Origin of the sequence: Jejuibacter sp. L23 (assembly GCF_050815825.1) — a bacterium.
Classification (GTDB): Bacteria; Pseudomonadota; Gammaproteobacteria; order Enterobacterales; family Enterobacteriaceae; genus Jejubacter; species Jejubacter calystegiae.
Genome location: NZ_CP138199.1, coordinates 1,946,033 through 1,966,930, shown reverse-complemented (window position 1 = coordinate 1,966,930; position 20,898 = coordinate 1,946,033). Strand labels below are relative to the sequence as shown.

The window sequence follows — 20,898 nt, the reverse complement described above, 5'->3', positions numbered from 1 at the left end:
GCATAATACGATGGTGATGATGGATGGCAGCGAGGCCGCTGCCTGGATTGCCTATAAAGTCAGCGAAATCTGCGCTATTTACCCCATTACGCCCTCTTCCAATATGGCGGAGCTGGCCGATGAGTGGGCGACCCGACAGGTAACGAATATCTGGGGCGACGTACCGACCATTATGGAGATGCAGCACGAAGGCGGCGCAGCGGGCACGGTGCACGGCGCGTTACAGGCTGGCGCGCTCAGCACCACCTTTACCGCCTCTCAGGGACTGATGTTAATGCTGCCCAATATGTATAAAATCGCCGGCGAGCTCACCAGCGCGGTATTCCACGTTGCGGCCCGGTCACTGGCGGCACAGGGATTATCCATCTTCGGCGATCATCAGGACGTTATGGCCGCCAGAACCACCGGTTTCGCCATGCTTTGTGCAGCGTCTGTCCAGCAGGCCCAGGATATGGCGATGATAGCCCATGCGGCAACGCTGGCGTCACGCATTCCTTTTATTCACTTTTTAGACGGTTTTCGCACCTCTCACGAGGTCAATAAAATATCTCGCCTGAGCGACGAGCAAATCCGCGCCATGATCGACGATCGCCTGGTGCGCGAACACCGGGCCAGAGCGCTCAATCCCGATCGCCCAGTGATGCGCGGTACGGCACAGAACCCGGATACCTACTTTCAGGGACGCGAAAGCGTAAACGCCTACTACGATCGCGTGCCGCAAATCGTCGAACAAACCATGGAGAGTTTCGCTCAACTGACCGGCCGACGTTATCATCTGGTTGATTATCATGGCGCGCCCGACGCTGAACAGGTCATGGTGATTATGGGCTCCGGCGCCTCAACGGCGCGTCAGACGATCGACGTTCTGAATGCCCGGGGCGGTAAATACGGCGTGGTGACCGTACACCTGTTCCGTCCTTTCCCGGCGGAAGCTCTGGTAAACGCTCTTCCCGCCACCGCGAAGTTCGTTACGGTAATGGATCGTACCAAAGAACCCGGCGCCAATGGCGAGCCGCTCTACCTTGATACGCTGGGAGCGCTGGTTGCAGCGTTACAGCAGGGGAAAATGGCCCAATTGCCGGTACTAAGCGGCGGCCGCTACGGCCTGTCATCGAAAGAGTTTACGCCAGCTATGGTGAAAGCCGTGCTGGAAAACCAGCAGCGCCCAAACGCAAGGCGTTTCTTTACCATCGGAATCCACGACGATGTCACGCACCTCAGCCTGGAGTGGGACGAAAGCTGGCATATTGAGCCGAATAACCAGGTCCGCGCTCTGTTCTTCGGCCTGGGTGCCGACGGCACCGTCGGCGCCAATAAAAACAGCATCAAGATTATCGGCGAACTTCCCGAATATCACGCTCAGGGATACTTTGTTTACGATTCGAAAAAGTCAGGTTCGCGTACGACATCCCACTTACGGTTTGGCCCCGATCCTATCGACGCGCCTTATCTGATCGGTTCGGCGAACTTTATTGGCTGCCATCAGTTCAACTTCGTGGAGAATCTGGAGCTGTTGGCCTGGGCCGCGCCGCAGGCCACTTTCCTGCTAAACAGCCCCTATTCCGCGGCTGAGGTCTGGTCTCACCTGCCGGCCGACGTACAGCGCCAAATCCAGCAGAAAAAACTCTCTTTCTATGTGATCAATGCCGCCGACGTCGCCCGGGATACGGGAATGGGCTCACGCATTAACACCATTATGCAGACCTGCTTTTTCGCGCTGTCTGACGTTATGCCCAAACAGCGCGCCATCACACTTATCAAAAAGAGCATTGAGAAAACCTATCTCAAGAAAGGGCGTGCCGTGGTCGATAAAAACTTTGCCGCCGTCGACGCGACGCTGGCGAACTTACATCGGGTCACGGTGCCGCAGCAGATAACCGGCGCGGCGGAGATGGGATGGTCTATTGCGCCGGAAGCGCCGCGTTTTGTACGTGAAGTCACCGCCCAGATGCTGCAGGATCGCGGCGATCGTATTCCGGTGTCAATGTTACCTGCCGACGGCACCTGGCCTACCGCAACGGCGCGCTGGGAAAAGCGCGACATCGCACTGGAAATCCCCGAATGGCGAGAAGAACTCTGCATTCAGTGCGGCAACTGTTCATTTGTCTGCCCTCATGCCGCCATCCGCGCGAAATTTTATCACCAGGATTGGCTCGATGGCGCGCCGCAGGGCTTCAAAAGCGCGCCAATCAGCGCCCGCGGCTTCCCCGATACGCGCTATACCCTGCAAGTGTATCCTCAGGATTGTACCGGCTGTAATCTTTGTGTCGAAGCCTGTCCGGTACGCGCGAAGGATGACGCAGGGAATGAGATTCGGGCTATCAACCTGACGGATAAACTGCCCATTCTGGCACGCGAAAAAGATTCTCTGGCCAGGTTCCGCCGCATTCCATGGCCAGAGCGTTCAACTATCGACTTTTCTACCGTACGCGGCGTGCAGTATCTGGAGCCGCTGTTTGAATTCTCCGGTGCCTGTTCAGGCTGCGGTGAAACGCCGTATCTGAAAACGCTGACCCAACTATTCGGCGACCGCATGATGGTGGCCAACGCGACGGGATGTTCGTCAATATATGGCGGTAATCTGCCCACGACGCCGTGGTCGCAAAACCGTGACGGAAGGGGCCCCGCCTGGTCCAACTCGCTATTTGAGGACAACGCCGAATTCGGTCTGGGATTCCGCCTGACGGCCGATCACCACAGACATCAGGCAACGCTGGCGCTACAGGCGTTCGCGCAGCGTCTGGATCGGGCGCTGATCGATGAAATAATCGACGCTCCTCAGCAGACTGAATCGGATATTCAGCGCCAGCGCCAACGCCTGGCAAAAGTGCGCGAACGTTTGGCCAACGACTCTTCCACGCAAGCGCTGAATCTGTCCAGCTTGCTGGATCATTTAATTCGTCGCTCCGTTTGGATCGTCGGCGGAGACGGCTGGGCCTATGATATTGGTTCTTCGGGGTTGGATCACGTACTGGCTTCCGGCCGTGACGTGAACGTGCTGGTGATGGATACTGAAGTCTATTCCAACACCGGTGGGCAGATGTCCAAATCCACGCCTCTGGGCGCTACCGCCAGATTTGCCGTCGGCGGTAAGACCATGGCGAAAAAAGATATTGCGCTCCAGGCCATCTCTTACGGTAACGTCTATGTGGCCAGGGTGGCCTTCGGCGCGAACCCCCAGCAGACGCTACAGGCCATGCGCGAAGCCGAAGCCTACCCCGGACCTTCGCTGATTATCGCCTACAGCCACTGCATCGCTCACGGTATTGATATGCAGCAGGGTCTACAGCAGCAGAAGCGTGCTGTAGATTCCGGGCACTGGCCGCTGATTCGCTACAATCCGGTACTGCGTGAAAAAGGCCATAATCCATTCACCCTCGACTGCCTGCGCCCCACTATTCCTCTGTACGAATATCGCAAACACGAGACGCGATTCCTGGCGCTAATGCGTCAGAATCCCGAGGAGGCGCAACGGCTGATGGATATCGCGCAACACGTGGCCTGGCAAAAATGGACCACTTATGAAAGCATTGCAGACAGACCCGCAAGCGCCTTCCATCCAGATGCTCGTCGATAGCCATTCAGGCTCAGGGGTCGCCAACGGCGGCCCCTGCTTTCCAACCTACTGTCACGACATTACCAGCCGTCGCGCCAGCTCCACATAGTATTTGAGCCCCAACAGCATCGCTTCCTGTCTGGGATTGAAATGAGCGTTATGCAGCGCAGGTTGTTCCCCCTGCCCGCTCCCGACGCCCAGCCAGGCAAAACAGACCGGCGCCAGCGCCTGATATTCTGAAAAATCCTCGCCGACGCACATGGGTTCGGGCTCCAGCCTGAGACCAGACTCACCCACCAGATGTCGTATCACATCAGCGGCGATATCACATAACCCTTCATCATTTACTATGGCCGAGTAGTCCCAATCGTCGAAAATCACCTCAGCATCGCAGCGATGAGCCAGTGCGACGCCCTGTACAATGCGTGTTATCGCCTGCTTCAGCTGCCGACGGACCGATACGCTAAAGGTGCGATTGGTGCCACAGAGACGGGCATCGTCTGGAATCGCCGCGGTAGTGCCGTCGCCGCACACCAGGCTACATACAGAGAGCACGGCGCTATCACGGGGATTCACTTCCCGGGACACGATCGTCTGCAATGCCAGCAGCGTTTCAGCAGCAGCAACGCAGGGATCAACAAGCAGATGCGGCATAGAACTATGCCCCCCTTTACCCTGTAATCGGATATTAAAGGTATCGCGATTCGCAGTAGCGATACCGCGCTTCAGGGCAATGGTACCGCAGGCCAGAGCCGGTAAAACGTGCAACGCGAAAAACATCCCGACGCCCTGTAAAGCGCCGGACTCGACCAACTCTTTCGCACCGCCTGGCGACATCTCTTCGCCGCGCTGAAAAATAAAAAGGAGCTCGCCCTTCAGACGTTGTTGGCAATCAGCCAGCATGCTCGCGGCGCCCATCAGCATGGCGGTATGCATATCATGCCCGCAGGCGTGCATCAGCCCGGGTCTTATGGACTGGAAAGGCAAACCGGTCTTCTCCGTTACCGGCAGTGCGTCAATATCGGCGCGAAAAGCGATCGTCCTCCCCGGATGGGCACCCTTCAGCCGTACCACAACGCCGGTCGGCGCCGGACGCGTAATCTGCAACGCAGGGAAAGTCGAGAGTTGTTGGACAATATATTCAGTGGTCGCCGTCTCCTGATGAGACAGTTCCGGATAGCGATGAATGGCGGCGCGCCAGTCACACATTTGCTGGTAGAGTCGCTGCCAGTCAGGATTGAAAGTCATGATCGTCTCCGTTTACACAGAAACGATAAACGCAGCATTAAGCGTGCCAGTATGCGTGTCAGAGGGTATAGCACGCGAAAAGCCTGGCGCCGCGGGATAACGAAAATTCCCCCCAGAGATTCGTTCAGAGTGTCTCTTTCTGACGCCTCGCGAAAAAGGAATAGAGTCAATAAGATGAACGCTAAGTTAATGACCGAAGATAGCCATCAGCATATGCAGAAGCTCTTTATCTGCGGGACGAGTTCTTTTTTTAGCGACGCTATATGAGGCATTCGCAACACGAAACGCGATCACGGTAGAGTAATGAAACAGATGGTTAGGCAGACTGAAAGCATTCTCCTGCCATCCTGTTCTTGCTGAATGTATCGAGAATATCTTCCTGAAAACGCAAAAAAAGGGGTTAGCCTAAGCTAACCCCTTTTCAAATTTGATGGCGGAAGCGCAGAGATTCGAACTCTGGGAGGGTTTCCCCTCGCCGGTTTTCAAGACCGGTGCCTTCAACCGCTCGGCCACACTTCCGTAATGAGGCGCACTATAAACATCCCCCCGCCGTCTGTAAAGACTCAATGTGTTCGATCGGGCGAAAAAGCAGCAACCCGGGTTTATTTGTCGCTAATATCGACAAATCGTTCAGCAATACAGCAACATGCCGACCATATCTCTCCTGCAACGCGGTGCTATCGCTTCACGGGCCGGTTTTCCGGGATGACGATAAACAGGATCGAATAAAAATCGATTTATCAATAACAAAGCACGTTCTGCGGCATCCATCACAAAGCGCACATTTTGAGTAAAGATGGGTAAACCCCCTTTCCCCCTCGCAGTCGCCCCTCTATTCTCAGACGCTACTACACCTGTATATAAAAAGAGAGTGACTAATGGATCGCATCATTACCTCTTCACGCGACAGAGCGTCGCTGCTCAGCACCAATAAAGTGCTGCGTAACACCTATTTTCTTCTGGGACTGACTCTGGCTTTTTCGGCCCTGACCGCCACTGCCAGCACCATGCTGGCGCTGCCGTCTCCGGGACTGATTCTGACTCTGGTCGGTATGTATGGCCTGATGTTCCTGACCTATCGTCTGGCTAACAAGCCATCCGGTATCCTGGCGGCCTTTGCCTTTACCGGCTTCCTTGGCTATATCCTTGGGCCGATCCTGAACAGCTACCTCTCCGCCGGCATGGGCGATATTATCGGCATGGCGCTGGGCGGTACCGCACTGGTCTTCTTCTGCTGCTCGGCTTATGTGCTGACCACCCGCAAGGATATGTCCTTCCTGGGCGGTATGCTGATGGCGGGTATCGTAGTGGTTCTGGTGGGGATGGTCGCTAACCTGTTCCTGCAGATTCCGGCACTACACCTGGCAATCAGCGCGTTGTTTATCCTGATCTCTTCTGGCGCGATTCTGTTTGAGACCAGCAATATTATCCACGGCGGCGAGACCAACTATATCCGCGCCACCGTTAGCCTGTATGTCTCGCTGTACAACATCTTTGTCAGCCTGCTCAGCATTCTGGGCTTCGCCAGCCGCGACTAACGAGACCTGGCGTTCCACACCAACCCCGCTCCGGCGGGGTTTTGTTTTTTGGGCCGCCGGAAATTTGCTAGACTGACCGCCGTTTGACAGTAACGGACAGCATCCCGTGTTGATATTTGAAGGTAAAGAGTTCGAAACCGATAGCGAAGGCTATCTGAAAAACAGCAGTGAATGGAGTGAAGCGCTGGCACCGGTTATCGCTCAGCGCGAAGGTATTACCCTGACGCCAGAACACTGGGAAGTGGTACGCTTCGTGCGCGACTTTTATCTGGAGTTTAATACCTCCCCCGCCATTCGCATGCTGGTGAAGGCCATGGCAAAGAAATTCGGTGAAGAGAAAGGCAACAGCCGCTATCTGTACCGTCTGTTTCCTAAGGGGCCAGCAAAGCAGGCCACAAAGATAGCTGGCCTGCCCAAGCCGGTGAAGTGCATCTAAATTCCGTCCTGATAACGGATATCAAAGCGGCCCCATTCCTGCGACGAGGTGTGGGGCTCCTTAACAACGCGCTCCACCAGCGCGCCGCGCGGACCACCCTGCTCCAGCCAGGCCATGAGTTGTTCCACCTGAGCCTTATCGCCACAGGCCAGCACTTCCACACTGCCATCATCCAGATTACAGGCATACCCGGTCAGCCCCAGGCGGCGAGCCTCCCGCTGCGTGTTATAGCGAAACCCCACGCCCTGGACCCGTCCGTATACCCAGGCGATCGTACATATCGACATGCAATTTCTCCCTTTCGTCTGATGTAACGCGTTGCAATTCCCCGATGAACTCGGGAGAATGGCGCCCATTTTCTTTCTGCCAGACATAATATTATGAGCGTACGTTTAGTATTAGCCAAAGGGCGCGAGAAGTCGCTGCTGCGCCGTCATCCATGGGTCTTTTCCGGCGCTATCGCCCGGGTGGAGGGTAAGGCCTCACCTGGCGAGACCGTGGATGTCGTGGACCACAAAGGGGGCTGGCTGGCCCGCGCCGCCTGGTCCCCCGCTTCGCAGATCCGCGCCCGGGTCTGGACCTTCGATTACGACGAAGCGGTGGACATCGACTTCTTTACCCGCCGCCTGCAAAAAGCGCAACAGTGGCGTAACTGGCTGGCCGCCCGTGACGGCCTTGACAGCTACCGCCTGATCGCCGGTGAGTCCGACGGCCTGCCCGGCATTACTATCGACCGTTTTGGCGACTTTTTAGTATTGCAACTGCTCTCTGCCGGCGCCGAATATCAGCGTCCGGCGCTGGTGAGCGCGCTGCAGAGCCTGTATCCCGACTGCAGCATTTACGATCGCTCCGATGTCGCGGTGCGTAAAAAAGAGGGGTTGGCCCTGACTCAGGGACCGGTATGCGGCGAACTGCCCCCGGACCTGCTGACCATCGAAGAGCATGGGATGAAGCTGCTGGTAGATATTAAAGCGGGCCACAAAACCGGCTATTACCTGGACCAACGCGACAGCCGATTCGCTACCCGTCGCTATGTGAAAGATAGGCGAGTGCTGAACTGCTTCTCTTATACCGGCGGTTTTGCGGTATCGGCGCTGCTTGGTGGCTGCCGCGAAGTTATCAGTGTGGATACCTCGGAAGAGGCGCTGGCTATCGCACGTCAGAACGTTACGCTGAATCAGCAGGATCTCAGCCGCACGCAGTTTGTTCGCGACGATGTCTTTAAGCTGCTGCGTCGCTATCGCGAGCAGGGTGAAACCTTTGACGTTATCGTGATGGATCCGCCGAAATTCGTCGAAAACAAGAACCAGCTTGCCGGCGCCTGCCGCGGCTATAAGGACATCAATCTACTGGCATTGCAGTTACTTAACCCTGGCGGCATTCTACTGACCTTCTCCTGTTCCGGGCTGATGGCCAGCGATTTATTCCAGAAAATTGTGGCGGATGCCGCCGTCGATGCCGGTCGTGATGTACAATTTATAGAGCAGTTCCGTCAGGCGGCCGATCATCCGGTGATCGCCTCCTACCCGGAGGGGCTGTATCTGAAAGGATTTGCCTGCCGTCTTATGTGACTTGATAAAGGGATGCACCGCCCTCATATCTGAGGAATAACCTGTGTTCCCGGGAGGTGACGATGATTGCCAGCAAATTCGGTATTGGTCAGCAGGTACGCCACTCGCTGCTGGGTTATCTTGGCGTAGTCGTGGACATTGATCCCGTCTACTCGCTGGATGAGCCCTCGGCAGATGAACTGGCCGTCAGCGACGATCTACGGGCGGCCCCCTGGTACCACGTGGTGATGGAAGATGACGACGGTCAGCCAGTGCACACCTACCTGGCCGAAGCCCAACTGAGCGGTGAGCTTCAGCATGAGCACCCGGAACAACCGACGCTGGACGAACTGGCTGCATCGATTCGCCAGCAGCTTCAGGCGCCGCGCTTGCGTAACTAACCGCGTCAGCCACCTCTCCCGTCCCCCCGCTCGCCACACTGGCGGCCGGGGGGGTTACTGTTTTCGCCGCCGATTACTTCTCGAGCCCCAGCCGGGGAATTTCGATAGCCGGGCAGCGATCCATCACCACCTGTAATCCCGACTCCCGTGCCAGTACCGCCGCCTGTTCATTAATGACCCCAAGCTGCAGCCACAGAACTTTCGCACCAATGGCGATAGCCTCTTGCGCCACCCCCCATGCCGCTTCGGCATTGCGGAAAACATCCACCATATCGATTTTTTCCGCTATCTCTTCCAGGCTGCCGTAACCCTGCTGTCCCAGCAGCGTTTTACCGGCGACCTTTGGCGATACCGGGATCACCCGGTAGCCCTGTTCCAGCAGGTACTTCATCACCCGATAGCTGGGGCGATCCGGCTTATCGCTCGCGCCCACCAGCGCGATGGTGCGGGTCTCCGTCAGAATCTGGCTAATTTCACTGTCTGTCATCATGCTCTCCCAAAAACGATTAGGCTGAGTACCAGTGTAAAACACCGCGCGCCACCTCTCCACGCCCGCGGCTTTTTTGATTTCATACGTTTGCAGCACCGGTAGCATCCAGTAAGCTGTAGCCAATCCAACGATCACAGCAGGAAAACCAACATGGAACTGACAACCCGCACTCTGGCGCCGCACAAACATATCGCCCTGGTGGCACACGATCACTGTAAAGAGATGCTGATGAAGTGGGTGGAACGCCACAAGGCGCAGCTGGCTAAACATACCCTGTATGGTACCGGTACCACCGGTAATCTGATTCAGCGCGCCACGGGGCTTGAAGTTAATGCCATGCTGAGCGGCCCGATGGGCGGCGACCAGCAAGTTGGCGCACTGATATCCGAGGGTAAGATTGACGTACTGATCTTCTTCTGGGATCCGCTCAACGCCGTGCCCCATGACCCCGATGTCAAAGCGCTGCTGCGACTGGCCACGGTCTGGAATATTCCGGTGGCCACCAATCTGTCCACCGCTGACTTTATTATTCAGTCTCCTCACTTTAACGACAGCGTGGATATCCTGATTCCGGATTATCAACGCTATCTCGCGTCGCGCCTGAAGTAACTCAGGGCTTACGCGCCACCGGGACACCCAGCGCTTTAAGCACCTCCACAAACGGCGATGGCTGATCCCGGTTATACAGTAGCCACACCCGATGACGGGCTCGGGTCAGCGCCACATACAGCAGACGCCGCTCTTCGGCATCGGGAAAATCCTCGGGCTGCGGTAGCAGCGCCTGCTCCATAATCGACTCGCGCGCCGGTGCCGGGAAACCGTCCTTCCCCTCCTGCAGCCCCAGAATAATGACATAGTCCGCCTGCTGCCCCTTACTGGCGTGAACGGTCATAAAATCGATGTGCAGTTTCGGCCAGCGAGTCTGCGCCTTTTCCAGCACGGCTGGTCGCAGATGATGATAGCGGGCCAGTATCAGAATGCGCTGTTCCGGCTTAACGTAACCGCTGAGCTTATCCAGCAGCGGCTCCAGCCTGTCATCCGGCAGCAAGGTGACGGCTTTCTTATCCCCCTTGCTCAGGCTGTTCAGTGGCTTCGTCAGCTGATGCGGATTCTGCTGGATAAAGCCGTTGGCGATGTCGCCGATACGGCTGTTAAAGCGATAGGTGGTATCGAGCGCGCAGCTATCGCCTTCTCCAAAGTGGTGGGTGAAAGCCGTGGTCAGCGCCATTTCCGCGCCGCTAAAACGGTAAATGGCCTGCCAGTCATCCCCTACGGCGAACAGCGTGGTATGGGCATTCTGACGCCGCAGCGCCGCCAGCAGCGCCGCGCGCTGTGGGGAGATATCCTGAAACTCATCCACCAGAATGTGTTTCCAGGGGCTGATAAAACGCCCCTTGTCGAGTACGTTAATCGCCTGGTGAATCAGGCCTGAGAAATCCACCGCGCCTTCATCCTTCAGCGCCGTCTTCCATGCCTTCAGCAACGGCGCCATCAGCTTAACCCGCCTCTGAAACCGTTCACGCTGCGGCTCCGGACAGTCGGCAATCATCTGCGCCTGGCTACCACCGTGCATTCGCATCAGCCCCAGCCAGCGATCGAGCCGCCCGGCAAGGCGGCGAGCCAGTTTCTCATTCTGCCAGAACTCCCCTTCCGGCACCTCCCACTCCAGCTCTTCCGTCAGCCACTGACGCCAGCCTTTAGCCTGGGCTTTTTTCTCGCGGCACTGCTGACGCCAGCACTCAAGCAACAGAGCATGGCGCGCGGCGCTATCGCTCTCCAGTGTACTTATCTGAGGCGCTTTACGCCCTCCCTGCTGGATAATATGCAGCGCCAGCGCGTGGAAAGTACGGGCCGTTATGCCTTCCGCTCCGGCCTGTAGCCGCTGTTCGATACGTTCATCCATTTCGCGGGCCGCATCGCGCCCGAAGGCCAGTAGCAAAATCTGGTCGGCACTGGCTTCGCCGCGTACCAGCAACCAGCCAACACGGGCCACCAGTACCGAGGTTTTACCACTGCCCGCACCGGCCAGCACCAGTAGCGCAGATTCGCCATTTACTACTGCCCGTGCCTGGGAGGGATTGAGCGGCGAGCTTTCCACCTGTTCAAAAAATTCGGCGTATTGCTCAAGCATTCTTTCCGTCCATGCCTGATTAATCACCAGCCGACGCGCTTCGCCCTCTTCCAGCCAGGCCTGACACTGATGCCAGAGTTCCCGGCAGTTATCAAACGCCTCCATACGTTCATGCGGCAGCGGCAGCGCGGTAAAGGCATCGCGGATCTTCTCCTGCAACGCCTGCATTTCTCCACGCTTCAGCCAGTGCTCTGTATCACGCCCGGCAAGCTCTTCCAGGGTCTGACGCAAAACCTCTGCGGCAACGTTACTCATCTCTTCACTCCAGCTCTGCCACTCACTTTGCAGATGCTGGAAAAAGCGGCGGGTTTCCCCCCATTCGGTGCCATGCAGGCGCACTACTTTATTCTGCGGCAGCACGAACTCCAGCTCACCCCATACCAGGCCGCGTTTACAGTTGATATCCAGTAGCTGATTAAAGGGAATGAGGTACTGATGGCGTTCGCCGGAAACTTCAACGCCGGCGCTCAACAGCCGGACGCGATCGTAAGGATGCTGCGCCATGCGTTTGCCAAGAGAAGTTGCTTTTAATTCCATGCTGATATTCGATCCTGCCCTGTGACTCATGGAGACGTTCAGTTTACCTGTGAGAGAAATCCCGCTCCAGGCAAAAACGCGTTACAATTGGCGTGGTTATTGATTGTGCCGATATTCGGCTAACGTAAGAGTGATTATGCGCACCGTTCTTAATATTCTCAATTTTGTCCTGGGTGGATTTTTCACCACGCTTTCCTGGCTGCTGGCGACGCTGGTAAGCATCCTGTTGATTTTTACGCTACCGCTTACCCGCTCCTGCTGGGAGATTACCAAACTGTCATTACTGCCTTACGGCAACGAAGCGGTGCACGTCGACCTCCTTTCTCCCGGTAATAAGAATTCACTGATGAATGCGGGGGGAACGCTGCTGAATATCTTCTGGGTGGTGTTCTTTGGCTGGTGGCTGTGCCTGATGCACATTGCTGCGGGCATTGCCCAGTGTCTGACCATTATCGGTATTCCGGTAGGTATCGCTAACTTCAAGATTGCCGCCATCGCCTTATGGCCGGTGGGGCGACGGGTTGTCTCTGTCGAAACCGCGCGCGCGGCGCGCGAGGCCAATGCCCGCAGTCAGTTTCGGTAAGCCGAGGTTACCGTGCCCAAACTCAGTCCCCTGCTGCGCCACTACACATGGAACAGCACCTGGCTCTATAACCTGCGGATTTTTATCGCCCTGAGTGGCGCCACTCTGGTGCCCTGGTGGCTTAACGAAGTCAAACTGACTATCCCCATCACCCTGGGAGTCGTTGCCGCCGCTCTGGCGGATCTGGATGACCGGCTGGCTGGCAGGCTGCGCAACCTGCTGATTACCTTGATCTGCTTTTTTATCGCCTCGGTTTCCGTGGAACTGCTGTTTCCCTGGCCCTGGCTGTTCGCCGCCGGGCTGACCACCTCGACCATTGGCTTTATCCTACTGGGCTGTCTGGGTCAGCGCTACGCCACCATCGCCTTCGGCGCCCTGCTGATCGCCATCTATACCATGTTGGGGATCACGCTGTTCGATAACTGGTACCAGCAGCCGGTACTCCTGCTGGCGGGCGCTATCTGGTACAACCTGCTGACCCTGGTGGGGCATCTGATCTTCCCGGTACGCCCTCTGCAGGACAATCTGGCGCGCTGTTATGAGCAACTGGCCCACTATCTGGAACTGAAGTCACGCCAGTTCGATCCCGATATCGAAGACGAAAGCCAGGAGCCTCTGGTTAACCTGGCGATGGCCAACGGCGAGCTGGTTCAGACGCTGAATCAGACCAAAGCCTCTTTGTTGACCCGTCTGCGCGGCGATCGGGGCCAGCGCGGCACCCGGCGAACCCTGCACTACTATTTTGTTGCTCAGGACATTCACGAACGCGCCAGCTCTTCGCATGTGCAATATCAGACGCTGCGGGTGAAGTTTCGCCACAGCGATCTGATGTTCCGCTTCCAGCGCTTACTCTCTATGCAGGCGCTGGCCTGTCAGCAGCTTTCCCGTTCGATTCTGCTACGCACCCCCTACCAGCACGATCCACGTTTCGAGCGTGCGTTTACCCACCTGGAGGCAGCCATTGACCAGCTACCGGATAATGCTATCGCCAGTCGTGAGCGGGAAGCCATTGGCTTTCTGATAGCCAACCTACGGGCTATCGATGCCCAACTGGCGACCATTGAGTCAGAGCAGGCGCTGGCTATGCCCGCCGATCCTAACGAAAACCGTCTCTCCGATGATGGTCTTAGCGGCTTTAGCGATATCAGGCTACGCCTGAGTCGCCATCTGACGCCGGAGTCAGCGCTGTTTCGTCACGCGGTACGAATGTCGATCGTACTGTGCGTGGGCTATGCCTTTATTCAGGTAACCGGCCTGCAGCGCGGCTACTGGATCCTGCTAACCAGCCTGTTTGTGTGTCAACCCAACTATAACGCCACCCGACGCCGCCTGGCGTTGCGTATTATCGGTACCCTGCTGGGGGTGGCGATCGGCCTGCCTGTGCTGTGGCTGGTGCCGTCACTGGAAGGGCAACTCGCGCTTATCGTGATTACCGGCGTGCTGTTCTTTGCCTTCCGCAACGTCCAGTATGCCCACGCGACGGTCTTTATCACCATGCTGGTACTGCTGTGTTTTAACCTGCTGGGTGAAGGGTTTGTGGTGGCGCTACCTCGGATTGTCGATACTCTCATTGGCTGTGCTATCGCCTGGGCCGCGGTCAGCTTTATCTGGCCGGACTGGCGCTTCCGGCGTCTGCCGCTGGTGGTGGAGCATGCATTTAACGCCAACTGTCGCTACCTGGACGCCATTATGGCCCAGTACCATCAGGGGCGGGATAACCAGTTGGGTTACCGCATCGCCCGACGCGATGCCCACAACCGGGATGCTGAGCTGGCTTCGGTGGTTTCAAACCTGTCGGTTGAACCCCGGGCTACGCCGGAGATCCGGGAGATGGCCTTCCGCCTGCTATGCCTGAATCATACGCTCACCAGTTATGTTTCCACGCTGGGCGCGCACCGCGAGCGACTCGCCCATCCGGAAATTCTGGCGCTGTTGGATGATGCCGTCTGCTACGTGGACGCGGCATTAAGACCCACGTTTACGGATGCCGGCGATGTGGAACGCTTACGACAGGCCCTTGAGCGGCTCACCGCCCGACTGGAAAAAAGTCACCCTACGCCCGGGACTAAAGAGCCGCTGGTGATTCAGCAGATAGGATTGCTGATAGCGCTACTGCCGGAGCTTTCAACGCTGCAGCAGCAGTTGCATCAGTTGCCTGAATAAAACGCATCATAGCTGATTTGTTCACTGCCCCACTCCTGAAGCTCCTGTCGCATCTGCGATGGGAGCGCCGCCTCATGTAACCCGCAAATGGCGCCCGCCAGCGCCAGCAGAACTTTTACGCCAATGCCTTTATTTATACGCCGCAGCTCTAACCAGCTCGCTTTAGCGCCCATCATCTGTAAGGCTTCGATATTCTGAATTCCCACCACCCACAACATACTTTCCAGCCCGGAAGTAAGATTAGGGAGATCCTTTAAACGCGTGACCTGTCTGCGCTGCCTTTTCTCTTTCCTGGCGCCATCCAGCGCTTGCCAGGAAAGCGCCAGCAACTGTGCGGGCTCGCGCCACAGCGCTTCGCCAACCAGATAGTATTTCAGTGAGATCTGGCGGCCCCGCCGGGAAAACAGCAGTGTGGGAAGGCGTTCCCGAATAAAATAGGGCTCATTCTGCTCACAGGCCCGAAGATAAAGGTTCCCCTTAGCGACCATCGCAAATACGGTGTCACCAATGTAGAGGCTGTAGCCACCAAAGAGCGCACGATGTTGAATATCACCAAGCGGCGACAGGATTTCCCTCGTCCTGTCGATCTGCGAATAACATAAATCTTTCATTTTATTGTCCTTAAAATCAAAGACTAATGTACATCCAACACATTAGCGGTTCCATTAACAACAATCGACAATAGGCAACTTATGCGCCCCGGGCAATATGATTTACACCCGGCAGGTAACAGAAGCTCAAAACTGCGAGACGCTTTCCTAAATTGAGGTTGATCTTTGCGCGCACAGGCATTACTGTATATTCATACAGTAACTCATAAGGCTGGATACAATATGTCTTTTCCTGCATCTCACGACCCTATACTGAACCTGGCAAGCCCCCTTCACCCACAGATGGCTTTCCATCACAATGGCGATCATTTTGCAGGCGTTATCAGTGAAGTGGTCTATAGTGAAGATCGTGCCGGTTTGACTGAACTGATGCTTTTGCCTTTATTACAGCAGCTTGGGCAGCAGTCACGCTGGCAACTTTGGTTAACGCCATGCCAGAAACTGAGCCGCCAGTGGCTGCAGTCTGCGGGTCTGCCGCTCAGTAAAGTCATGCAGGTTAACCAGGTCGCTCCGCTGACGACAATCGAAACTATGGCGAAGGCGATGCGCACAGGAAATTACAGCGCGGTTATTGGTTGGCTACCCCATGAATTGAGCAACGAACAGCACAATTTGCTCAATCTTGCGGCTGCACAAGGGCAGACCACCGGCCTGATTTTACGCCCTGTAACCCCCCTTATCCCCGGCTCCAGACCACGGACGGGGCTAAAGATTCACTCCAGTTTGTATCATTAAGTAAATTTAGGAGTAGTCCTAAAATATTTTTTACGCTTCGTCACAGGTCATTGTGAATAGAAGAAAATCCGCCTGTGCCAAGGCTTGAGAGGGAATACATCAGAAAAGTTCGGGCACAAATCCCAACCCAGAATGTAACAAAATATGTGAAAGCGGCGGTTTTTTGTATTCGCAGATCCTGCTGCGTACTTGTAACTTTTCAACTACGTTGTAGACTTTACAACGCCGGGGTTACTCAGCAATAACCGTTTTGAACGGTAAAGCAACAATCTGAGTAGCGACCCGGGTAAGGATTTAACCGTGGGCTTCGTAAAAATATTGAAGCCTATGGCCTTTTTGGATGATAACGAGGCGCAAAAAATGAAAAAGACAGCTATCGCGATTGCAGTGGCACTGGCTGGCTTCGCTACCGTAGCGCAGGCCGCACCGAAAGATAACACCTGGTATGCTGGTGCGAAACTGGGCTGGTCTCAGTACCACGATACTGGTTTCTACGGTAATGGTTATGACTCTGGCATCGGTAGTGGCTCTACCCACGACAGCCAGCTGGGTGCAGGTGCATTCGGTGGCTACCAGGTTAACCCGTACGTTGCTTTCGAAATGGGTTACGACTGGCTGGGTCGTATGGAATACACTGGCAAGCCGGAAAGCGGTGCTTTCAAGGCCCAGGGTATTCAGCTGACCGCTAAACTGAGCTACCCGATCCTGGATGATCTGGATATCTATACCCGTCTGGGTGGTATGGTATGGCGCGCAGACTCTACTGCGAAAAACGCCGCTGGTGAGCGTCTGAAAGACCACGACACCGGTGTTTCCCCGGTATACGCAGCTGGTTTCGAGTGGGCTGTTACCCGCGATATCGCTACCCGTCTGGAATACCAGTGGATCAACAACATCGGCGACGCTCACACTGTGGGTACCCGTCCGGACAACGGTATGCTGAGCCTGGGCGTTTCCTATCGCTTCGGTCAGCAGGAAGAGGCTGCTCCGGTTGTAGCACCGGCACCGGCTCCGCAGGTACAGACCAAGCGCTTCACCCTGAAGTCTGACGTTCTGTTCAACTTCAACAAAGCTTCTCTGAAGCCGGAAGGTCAGCAGGCGCTGGATCAGCTGTACACCCAGCTGGCTAACCTGGACCCGAAAGACGGTAACGTCGTTGTTCTGGGCTTCACCGACCGCATCGGTTCTGACGCTTACAACCAGAAGCTGTCCGAGCGTCGTGCACAGTCTGTTGTTGACTACCTGATCTCTAAAGGTATCCCGTCCAACAAGATCTCTGCACAGGGTATGGGCGAATCTAACCCGGTTACCGGCAACACCTGCGACAACGTTAAGCGTCGCGCAGCGCTGATCGACTGCCTGGCCCCGGATCGTCGCGTAGAAATCGAAGTGAAAGGCGTCAAAGACGTTGTATCTCAGCCGCAGGCTTAAGTTACATCGCTTCGAAAAAAAACCCCGCTCTGGCGGGGTTTTTTATTGTCTGTCACTCATCGAAAACAGCGTCAACGTTTAACCGGCAGTCAGTATTACGACTCTTTCCCCAGCAGCGCCTGAAGATCCTGTTTCAGGCTCGACATCTGATTCGCATATTTCTCTTTACGCTCCGCATCTTCAATTAACTGAACAACGGTTTCGGAAAGCGTGCATCCCCTGCGCTGGGCCAGACCGGCCAGACGCTGCCAGACCAGAAATTCCAGATCGATAGACTTCTTGCGAGTATGTTGATGTTCCGCATTAAAGTGACGTTTGCGACGCGCGCGAATGGTCTGCTTCATCCGGTTCATCAGCGCCGGATTCATATGCTGCTCAATCCAGGACTGGACCAGCACCGGTTCATTTTCCATACCGAGCAGAAGCTCCACCGCCTCCCGGGCCGCGCTGGTTTCAATATAACGGGTGATCAACTCACCTTCCCGGTGCTTTTTTACCAGGTATTTCCACTTCCAGCCGCTTTCGAGATTTTCCAGTTGTTGGTATTTCATTCTGATCTCAGGGTGACCGTGTAACTATGTTCAGGATATCAGCTTTTCCGGACTTTAGCTTAGGGGAAAAATCATTGATGTGAAGCCATAACGCTTTTCACTCCGCCGGAGCCGCACGCTACCCGTGTGAAGCACGTCCGCTTACTGTATAATCGCGCCTTTGATATCTCAACAAACGCGCACAATTTTGACAATAAACCAACTATCATGGCGCATGCTGGTTCCGGATACCCAACCGTATCTGCAACAGCCTGATCGGCCAGCCTCTTCCGATGTTCACATTTTTAGCCAGCTTCAGGCCCGGCTCTGTTATGGACTGACGCAGTTGCTTCACCCCAGCGCGCCAGCGAATATCATGCTGGTCAAAAGCCCCGAACTGCCTGAGTATCCGGCACGTATCGGCGCGGCGGCACGCGAAATGATACCCGGGGATCTTCCCCTTTGCGGTGGCCGTTATCAGACTGACACAGATAATGTCAGTCTGATGCCTCCTGTTTCCCCGGACGATGACTTCACCGCAGCCGGGGCGGTGGTAACCGGCGACTGGATCGAGAGCGAGCAGCTATTCGGCTGTGTGCGCTGGCACGGCAACAGGCCGCAGCTCCAGCCCGGCCTGCTGCATCAGGCTAACGGTGGCGTACTGGTGCTCTCGCTGCGCAGTCTGCTGGCTCAGCCGCTCCTATGGCTGCGTCTGAAACAGATGATGACGCGCGGACAGTTTGAATGGTTCTCGCCGGACGAGCGTCGCCCCTTCCCGGTAGAGATTCCCCCCCTGCCGCTCCAGGTAAAGCTTATCCTGTGTGGCGAACGTGATGCACTGGCCGAATTTCAGGAGATGGAGCCGGAAATCGCCGAACTGGCCATCTATAGTGAATTTGAAGACAACCTGCAGATCGCTGAGCCTCAGGCGTTCGTACTATGGCGCGACTGGGTTCAGGCGCTCGCCGCCCAACACCAGCTCCCCCAGCCGCAGACCGACGCCTGGATCCCGCTGGTTCGCGAGGGAGTTCGCTATACCGGCGACCAGTTAACGCTACCGATAGAGCCAGAGTGGATACTTCGCCAGCTCCGGGAAATGGCACCGCTCTGTCAGGAGAGTTTCAGCGGCGAACAGTTCCACCAGATGTTGGCACAGCGTGAATGGCGGGAAGGTTTCCTTAGCGAGCGCATGCAGGATGAGATTCTGCTGGAACAGATTTTGATTGAAACTGAAGGCGTTCGCACAGGCCAGGTCAATGCCCTGTCGGTTATCGAGTTTCCGGGTCATCCGCGTGCTTTTGGCGAGCCTTCACGTATCACCTGCGTAGCGCATATTGGCGACGGTGAATTTACCGATATCGAACGCAAGGCCGAGTTAGGTGGTAATATTCATGCCAAGGGCATGATGATCATGCAGGCGTTTCTGATGGCCGAGCTCGATCTGGAACAGCAGATCCCCTTCTCTGCCTCACTGACGTTTGAACAGTCATACAGCGAGGTGGATGGCGACAGTGCCTCTATGGCCGAGCTATGTGCGCTGGTCAGCGCGCTGTCAGGCGTTCCCCTGCGTCAGGGCATTGCCATTACGGGTTCAGTGGATCAATTTGGTCGTTCCCAGCCGGTAGGCGGCCTTAACGAGAAAATCGAAGGCTTTTTCACCATTTGCCAACAGCGTGAACTCACCGGACAGCAGGGTGTGATTATCCCTATGGCGAACGTACGCCACCTTGCGCTGCACCAGGAGGTACTGGATGCCGTCGAAGCGGGTCAGTTCAGTATCTGGGCAGTAGATGATGCCCGCGATGCACTGATGCTGCTCAGCGGACTTCCCTGGGACGATGAACAACGTCCGGGACTGTTACAGATGATTCAGGGCCGTATCGCCCAGGCGACGCAACAAGAGGCCCGACACCGTTATCCCTGGCCGCTGCGCTGGCTAAACTGGTTTAACCACAACTGATCGGAGTTGTTGAGCGTACACCTGTTAGCTAACCTGCGTCCTTCATTAAAAAAAGGCTTAATTCAGACATGGTTGATAAACGCGAATCCTATACAAAAGAAGATCTTCTTGCCTCCGGACGCGGAGAACTGTTTGGTGCTGAAGGCCCGCAGTTACCCGCCCCTAACATGCTGATGATGGACCGCGTGGTCAAAATGACCGAAACCGGCGGCAATTATGATAAAGGCTACGTGGAAGCTGAACTGGATATCGATCCGGACCTCTGGTTCTTCGGTTGCCACTTCATCGGCGATCCGGTAATGCCCGGCTGTCTGGGTCTGGATGCCATGTGGCAGTTGGTAGGTTTCTACCTTGGCTGGCTGGGTGGCGAAGGTAAAGGCCGCGCCCTGGGCGTCGGCGAGGTGAAATTTACCGGTCAGGTACTGCCGACGGCGAAGAAAGTGACCTACCGTATCCACTTCAAGCGCATCATTAACCGCAAGCTGATCATGGGCGTGGCCGATGGCGAAGTGTTTGTTGACGATCATAAAATCTATGATGCAAAAGACCTGAAAGTGGGTCTGTTCAAGGATACCTCCACCTTCTGAGTGGCATCCCTGAAACGGCGAAACCTCCGCAATGCGGAGGTTTCTGTTATCTAAAGAGACAGTGGCATGTCTCAGGCCAGTACCGCTTTGTCAGCCATGGCATCTCGCCAACCTCCCAGCCAGTGCGACCTCTGATCCAGAGCCTGATAGGGACACATTTCCTTTGAGCGACCGGCAATACCGGCCTGGTAACCACGCTTCTGAGCCCGTGTCATGCGATCTCGTTTTTGTCTCTTCATGCCTCATTTCCCTCATTGTCTTAGCTGTGGAAAAGAAAACAGTGATTACAAAACGTGCAACCACAGGTAACGAATACCCCTATTCGACGCTAACGTCAATGCACAAAATTCACGCCAGTGTCATATTGATGCGCTATTATTCCGCACTTCTCGTTGCCGGGTAACGCATCTT

At 55.8% G+C, this 20,898-nt stretch carries 19 protein-coding genes and 1 tRNA gene; 12 read left to right on the top strand and 8 right to left on the bottom strand.

Annotated features, from left to right (window positions below; translation table 11 throughout):
• Positions 1-10 precede the first annotated feature (10 nt).
• Complete coding sequence (gene nifJ / locus SCU88_RS09020) at positions 11-3,577, top strand: pyruvate:ferredoxin (flavodoxin) oxidoreductase (protein ID WP_431810159.1); 3,567 nt, start codon at positions 11-13, stop codon at positions 3,575-3,577.
• 51 nt (positions 3,578-3,628) lie between these two features.
• On the opposite strand, the gene SCU88_RS09015 is transcribed toward nifJ, so the two are convergent.
• Both SCU88_RS09015 and SCU88_RS09010 read right to left on the bottom strand, forming a co-directional pair.
• Complete coding sequence (locus SCU88_RS09015) at positions 3,629-4,804, bottom strand: amidohydrolase (RefSeq protein WP_175339792.1); 1,176 nt, start codon at positions 4,802-4,804, stop codon at positions 3,629-3,631.
• 431 nt (positions 4,805-5,235) lie between these two features.
• Positions 5,236-5,323, bottom strand: a tRNA-Ser gene (locus tag SCU88_RS09010).
• A 359-nt stretch (positions 5,324-5,682) separates the two neighbouring features.
• On the opposite strand from SCU88_RS09010, the gene yccA reads away from it, so the two are divergent.
• Together yccA and tusE are read left to right on the top strand one after the other, a co-directional pair.
• Positions 5,683-6,342, top strand: coding sequence for an FtsH protease modulator YccA (yccA, locus tag SCU88_RS09005; protein WP_138096736.1), 660 nt, complete (start codon positions 5,683-5,685; stop codon positions 6,340-6,342).
• Positions 6,343-6,448: 106 nt separating this feature from the next.
• Positions 6,449-6,778, top strand: a complete 330-nt coding sequence (tusE, locus tag SCU88_RS09000) for a sulfurtransferase TusE (protein WP_175339791.1) — start codon at positions 6,449-6,451, stop codon at positions 6,776-6,778.
• On the opposite strand, the gene yccX is transcribed toward tusE, so the two are convergent.
• A complete protein-coding gene (yccX, locus tag SCU88_RS08995) occupies positions 6,775-7,065 on the bottom strand; it encodes an acylphosphatase (protein ID WP_175339790.1) in 291 nt (96 codons plus the stop codon). The genes tusE and yccX overlap by 4 nt on opposite strands.
• Positions 7,066-7,158: 93 nt before the next feature.
• On the opposite strand from yccX, the gene rlmI reads away from it, so the two are divergent.
• Positions 7,159-8,349 carry a 23S rRNA (cytosine(1962)-C(5))-methyltransferase RlmI gene (rlmI, locus tag SCU88_RS08990; protein ID WP_175339789.1) on the top strand — a complete coding sequence of 397 codons (1,191 nt, stop codon included), beginning with the start codon at positions 7,159-7,161 and terminating at the stop codon, positions 8,347-8,349.
• A 62-nt stretch (positions 8,350-8,411) separates the two neighbouring features.
• On the top strand, positions 8,412-8,729 hold the full coding sequence (hspQ, locus tag SCU88_RS08985; protein WP_138096727.1) for a heat shock protein HspQ: 318 nt from the start codon (positions 8,412-8,414) through the stop codon (positions 8,727-8,729).
• A gap of 73 nt (positions 8,730-8,802) precedes the next feature.
• Here hspQ and SCU88_RS08980 read toward each other — a convergent pair whose 3' ends face one another.
• Complete coding sequence (locus SCU88_RS08980) at positions 8,803-9,216, bottom strand: CoA-binding protein (RefSeq protein ID WP_168198872.1); 414 nt, start codon at positions 9,214-9,216, stop codon at positions 8,803-8,805.
• Positions 9,217-9,369: 153 nt separating this feature from the next.
• On the opposite strand from SCU88_RS08980, the gene mgsA reads away from it, so the two are divergent.
• On the top strand, positions 9,370-9,828 hold the full coding sequence (gene mgsA / locus SCU88_RS08975; RefSeq protein WP_175339788.1) for a methylglyoxal synthase: 459 nt from the start codon (positions 9,370-9,372) through the stop codon (positions 9,826-9,828).
• A 1-nt stretch (position 9,829) separates the two neighbouring features.
• Here mgsA and helD read toward each other — a convergent pair whose 3' ends face one another.
• Positions 9,830-11,887, bottom strand: a complete 2,058-nt coding sequence (helD, locus tag SCU88_RS08970; RefSeq protein WP_175339787.1) for a DNA helicase IV — start codon at positions 11,885-11,887, stop codon at positions 9,830-9,832.
• 136 nt (positions 11,888-12,023) lie between these two features.
• Between helD and SCU88_RS08965 the strand changes: the two genes are divergently transcribed.
• Together SCU88_RS08965 and yccS are read left to right on the top strand one after the other, a co-directional pair.
• Entirely contained in the window at positions 12,024-12,470 is a 447-nt protein-coding gene (locus SCU88_RS08965) for a YccF domain-containing protein (RefSeq protein ID WP_138096719.1), read from the top strand.
• Between the two features lie 12 nt (positions 12,471-12,482).
• The gene (gene yccS / locus SCU88_RS08960; RefSeq protein WP_175339786.1) at positions 12,483-14,633 is read left to right on the top strand and encodes a YccS family putative transporter; all 2,151 of its coding nucleotides are present in this window, start codon (positions 12,483-12,485) and stop codon (positions 14,631-14,633) included.
• Here the strand turns inward: yccS and SCU88_RS08955 are convergent.
• Positions 14,618-15,244 (bottom strand): TfoX/Sxy family DNA transformation protein, encoded by a 627-nt coding sequence (locus tag SCU88_RS08955; RefSeq protein ID WP_138096715.1) that lies wholly within the window; start codon positions 15,242-15,244, stop codon positions 14,618-14,620. The genes yccS and SCU88_RS08955 overlap by 16 nt on opposite strands.
• A 282-nt stretch (positions 15,245-15,526) precedes the next feature.
• On the opposite strand from SCU88_RS08955, the gene sulA reads away from it, so the two are divergent.
• Entirely contained in the window at positions 15,527-15,979 is a 453-nt protein-coding gene (sulA, locus tag SCU88_RS08950) for an SOS-induced cell division inhibitor SulA (protein WP_175339973.1), read from the top strand.
• Between the two features lie 360 nt (positions 15,980-16,339).
• A complete protein-coding gene (ompA, locus tag SCU88_RS08945; protein ID WP_138096711.1) occupies positions 16,340-17,410 on the top strand; it encodes a porin OmpA in 1,071 nt (356 codons plus the stop codon).
• A 95-nt stretch (positions 17,411-17,505) separates the two neighbouring features.
• On the opposite strand, the gene matP is transcribed toward ompA, so the two are convergent.
• Positions 17,506-17,961, bottom strand: a complete 456-nt coding sequence (gene matP / locus SCU88_RS08940) for a macrodomain Ter protein MatP (RefSeq protein WP_138096709.1) — start codon at positions 17,959-17,961, stop codon at positions 17,506-17,508.
• Between the two features lie 187 nt (positions 17,962-18,148).
• Here matP and SCU88_RS08935 point away from each other — a divergent pair, with 187 nt between their 5' ends.
• Positions 18,149-19,900, top strand: a complete 1,752-nt coding sequence (locus SCU88_RS08935; RefSeq protein ID WP_175339785.1) for an AAA family ATPase — start codon at positions 18,149-18,151, stop codon at positions 19,898-19,900.
• Between the two features lie 68 nt (positions 19,901-19,968).
• Positions 19,969-20,487 carry a bifunctional 3-hydroxydecanoyl-ACP dehydratase/trans-2-decenoyl-ACP isomerase gene (gene fabA / locus SCU88_RS08930; RefSeq protein ID WP_138096705.1) on the top strand — a complete coding sequence of 173 codons (519 nt, stop codon included), beginning with the start codon at positions 19,969-19,971 and terminating at the stop codon, positions 20,485-20,487.
• 71 nt (positions 20,488-20,558) lie between these two features.
• On the opposite strand, the gene rmf is transcribed toward fabA, so the two are convergent.
• The gene (gene rmf, locus SCU88_RS08925; protein WP_138096703.1) at positions 20,559-20,726 is read right to left on the bottom strand and encodes a ribosome modulation factor; all 168 of its coding nucleotides are present in this window, start codon (positions 20,724-20,726) and stop codon (positions 20,559-20,561) included.
• Positions 20,727-20,898 lie beyond the last annotated feature (172 nt).

What these genes read in the sequence shown, in the direction of transcription:
- nifJ (WP_431810159.1), top strand. Translation starts at nt 11, where the DNA reads ATGGTGATGATGGATGGCAGCGAGGCCGCTGCCTGGATTGCCTATAAA.
- SCU88_RS09015 (WP_175339792.1), bottom strand. Translation starts at nt 4,804, where the DNA reads ATGACTTTCAATCCTGACTGGCAGCGACTCTACCAGCAAATGTGTGAC.
- yccA (WP_138096736.1), top strand. Translation starts at nt 5,683, where the DNA reads ATGGATCGCATCATTACCTCTTCACGCGACAGAGCGTCGCTGCTCAGC.
- yccX (WP_175339790.1), bottom strand. Translation starts at nt 7,065, where the DNA reads ATGTCGATATGTACGATCGCCTGGGTATACGGACGGGTCCAGGGCGTG.
- rlmI (WP_175339789.1), top strand. Translation starts at nt 7,159, where the DNA reads ATGAGCGTACGTTTAGTATTAGCCAAAGGGCGCGAGAAGTCGCTGCTG.
- hspQ (WP_138096727.1), top strand. Translation starts at nt 8,412, where the DNA reads ATGATTGCCAGCAAATTCGGTATTGGTCAGCAGGTACGCCACTCGCTG.
- SCU88_RS08980 (WP_168198872.1), bottom strand. Translation starts at nt 9,216, where the DNA reads ATGACAGACAGTGAAATTAGCCAGATTCTGACGGAGACCCGCACCATC.
- mgsA (WP_175339788.1), top strand. Translation starts at nt 9,370, where the DNA reads ATGGAACTGACAACCCGCACTCTGGCGCCGCACAAACATATCGCCCTG.
- helD (WP_175339787.1), bottom strand. Translation starts at nt 11,887, where the DNA reads ATGGAATTAAAAGCAACTTCTCTTGGCAAACGCATGGCGCAGCATCCT.
- SCU88_RS08965 (WP_138096719.1), top strand. Translation starts at nt 12,024, where the DNA reads ATGCGCACCGTTCTTAATATTCTCAATTTTGTCCTGGGTGGATTTTTC.
- SCU88_RS08955 (WP_138096715.1), bottom strand. Translation starts at nt 15,244, where the DNA reads ATGAAAGATTTATGTTATTCGCAGATCGACAGGACGAGGGAAATCCTG.
- sulA (WP_175339973.1), top strand. Translation starts at nt 15,527, where the DNA reads ATGGCTTTCCATCACAATGGCGATCATTTTGCAGGCGTTATCAGTGAA.
- ompA (WP_138096711.1), top strand. Translation starts at nt 16,340, where the DNA reads ATGAAAAAGACAGCTATCGCGATTGCAGTGGCACTGGCTGGCTTCGCT.
- matP (WP_138096709.1), bottom strand. Translation starts at nt 17,961, where the DNA reads ATGAAATACCAACAACTGGAAAATCTCGAAAGCGGCTGGAAGTGGAAA.
- fabA (WP_138096705.1), top strand. Translation starts at nt 19,969, where the DNA reads ATGGTTGATAAACGCGAATCCTATACAAAAGAAGATCTTCTTGCCTCC.
- rmf (WP_138096703.1), bottom strand. Translation starts at nt 20,726, where the DNA reads ATGAAGAGACAAAAACGAGATCGCATGACACGGGCTCAGAAGCGTGGT.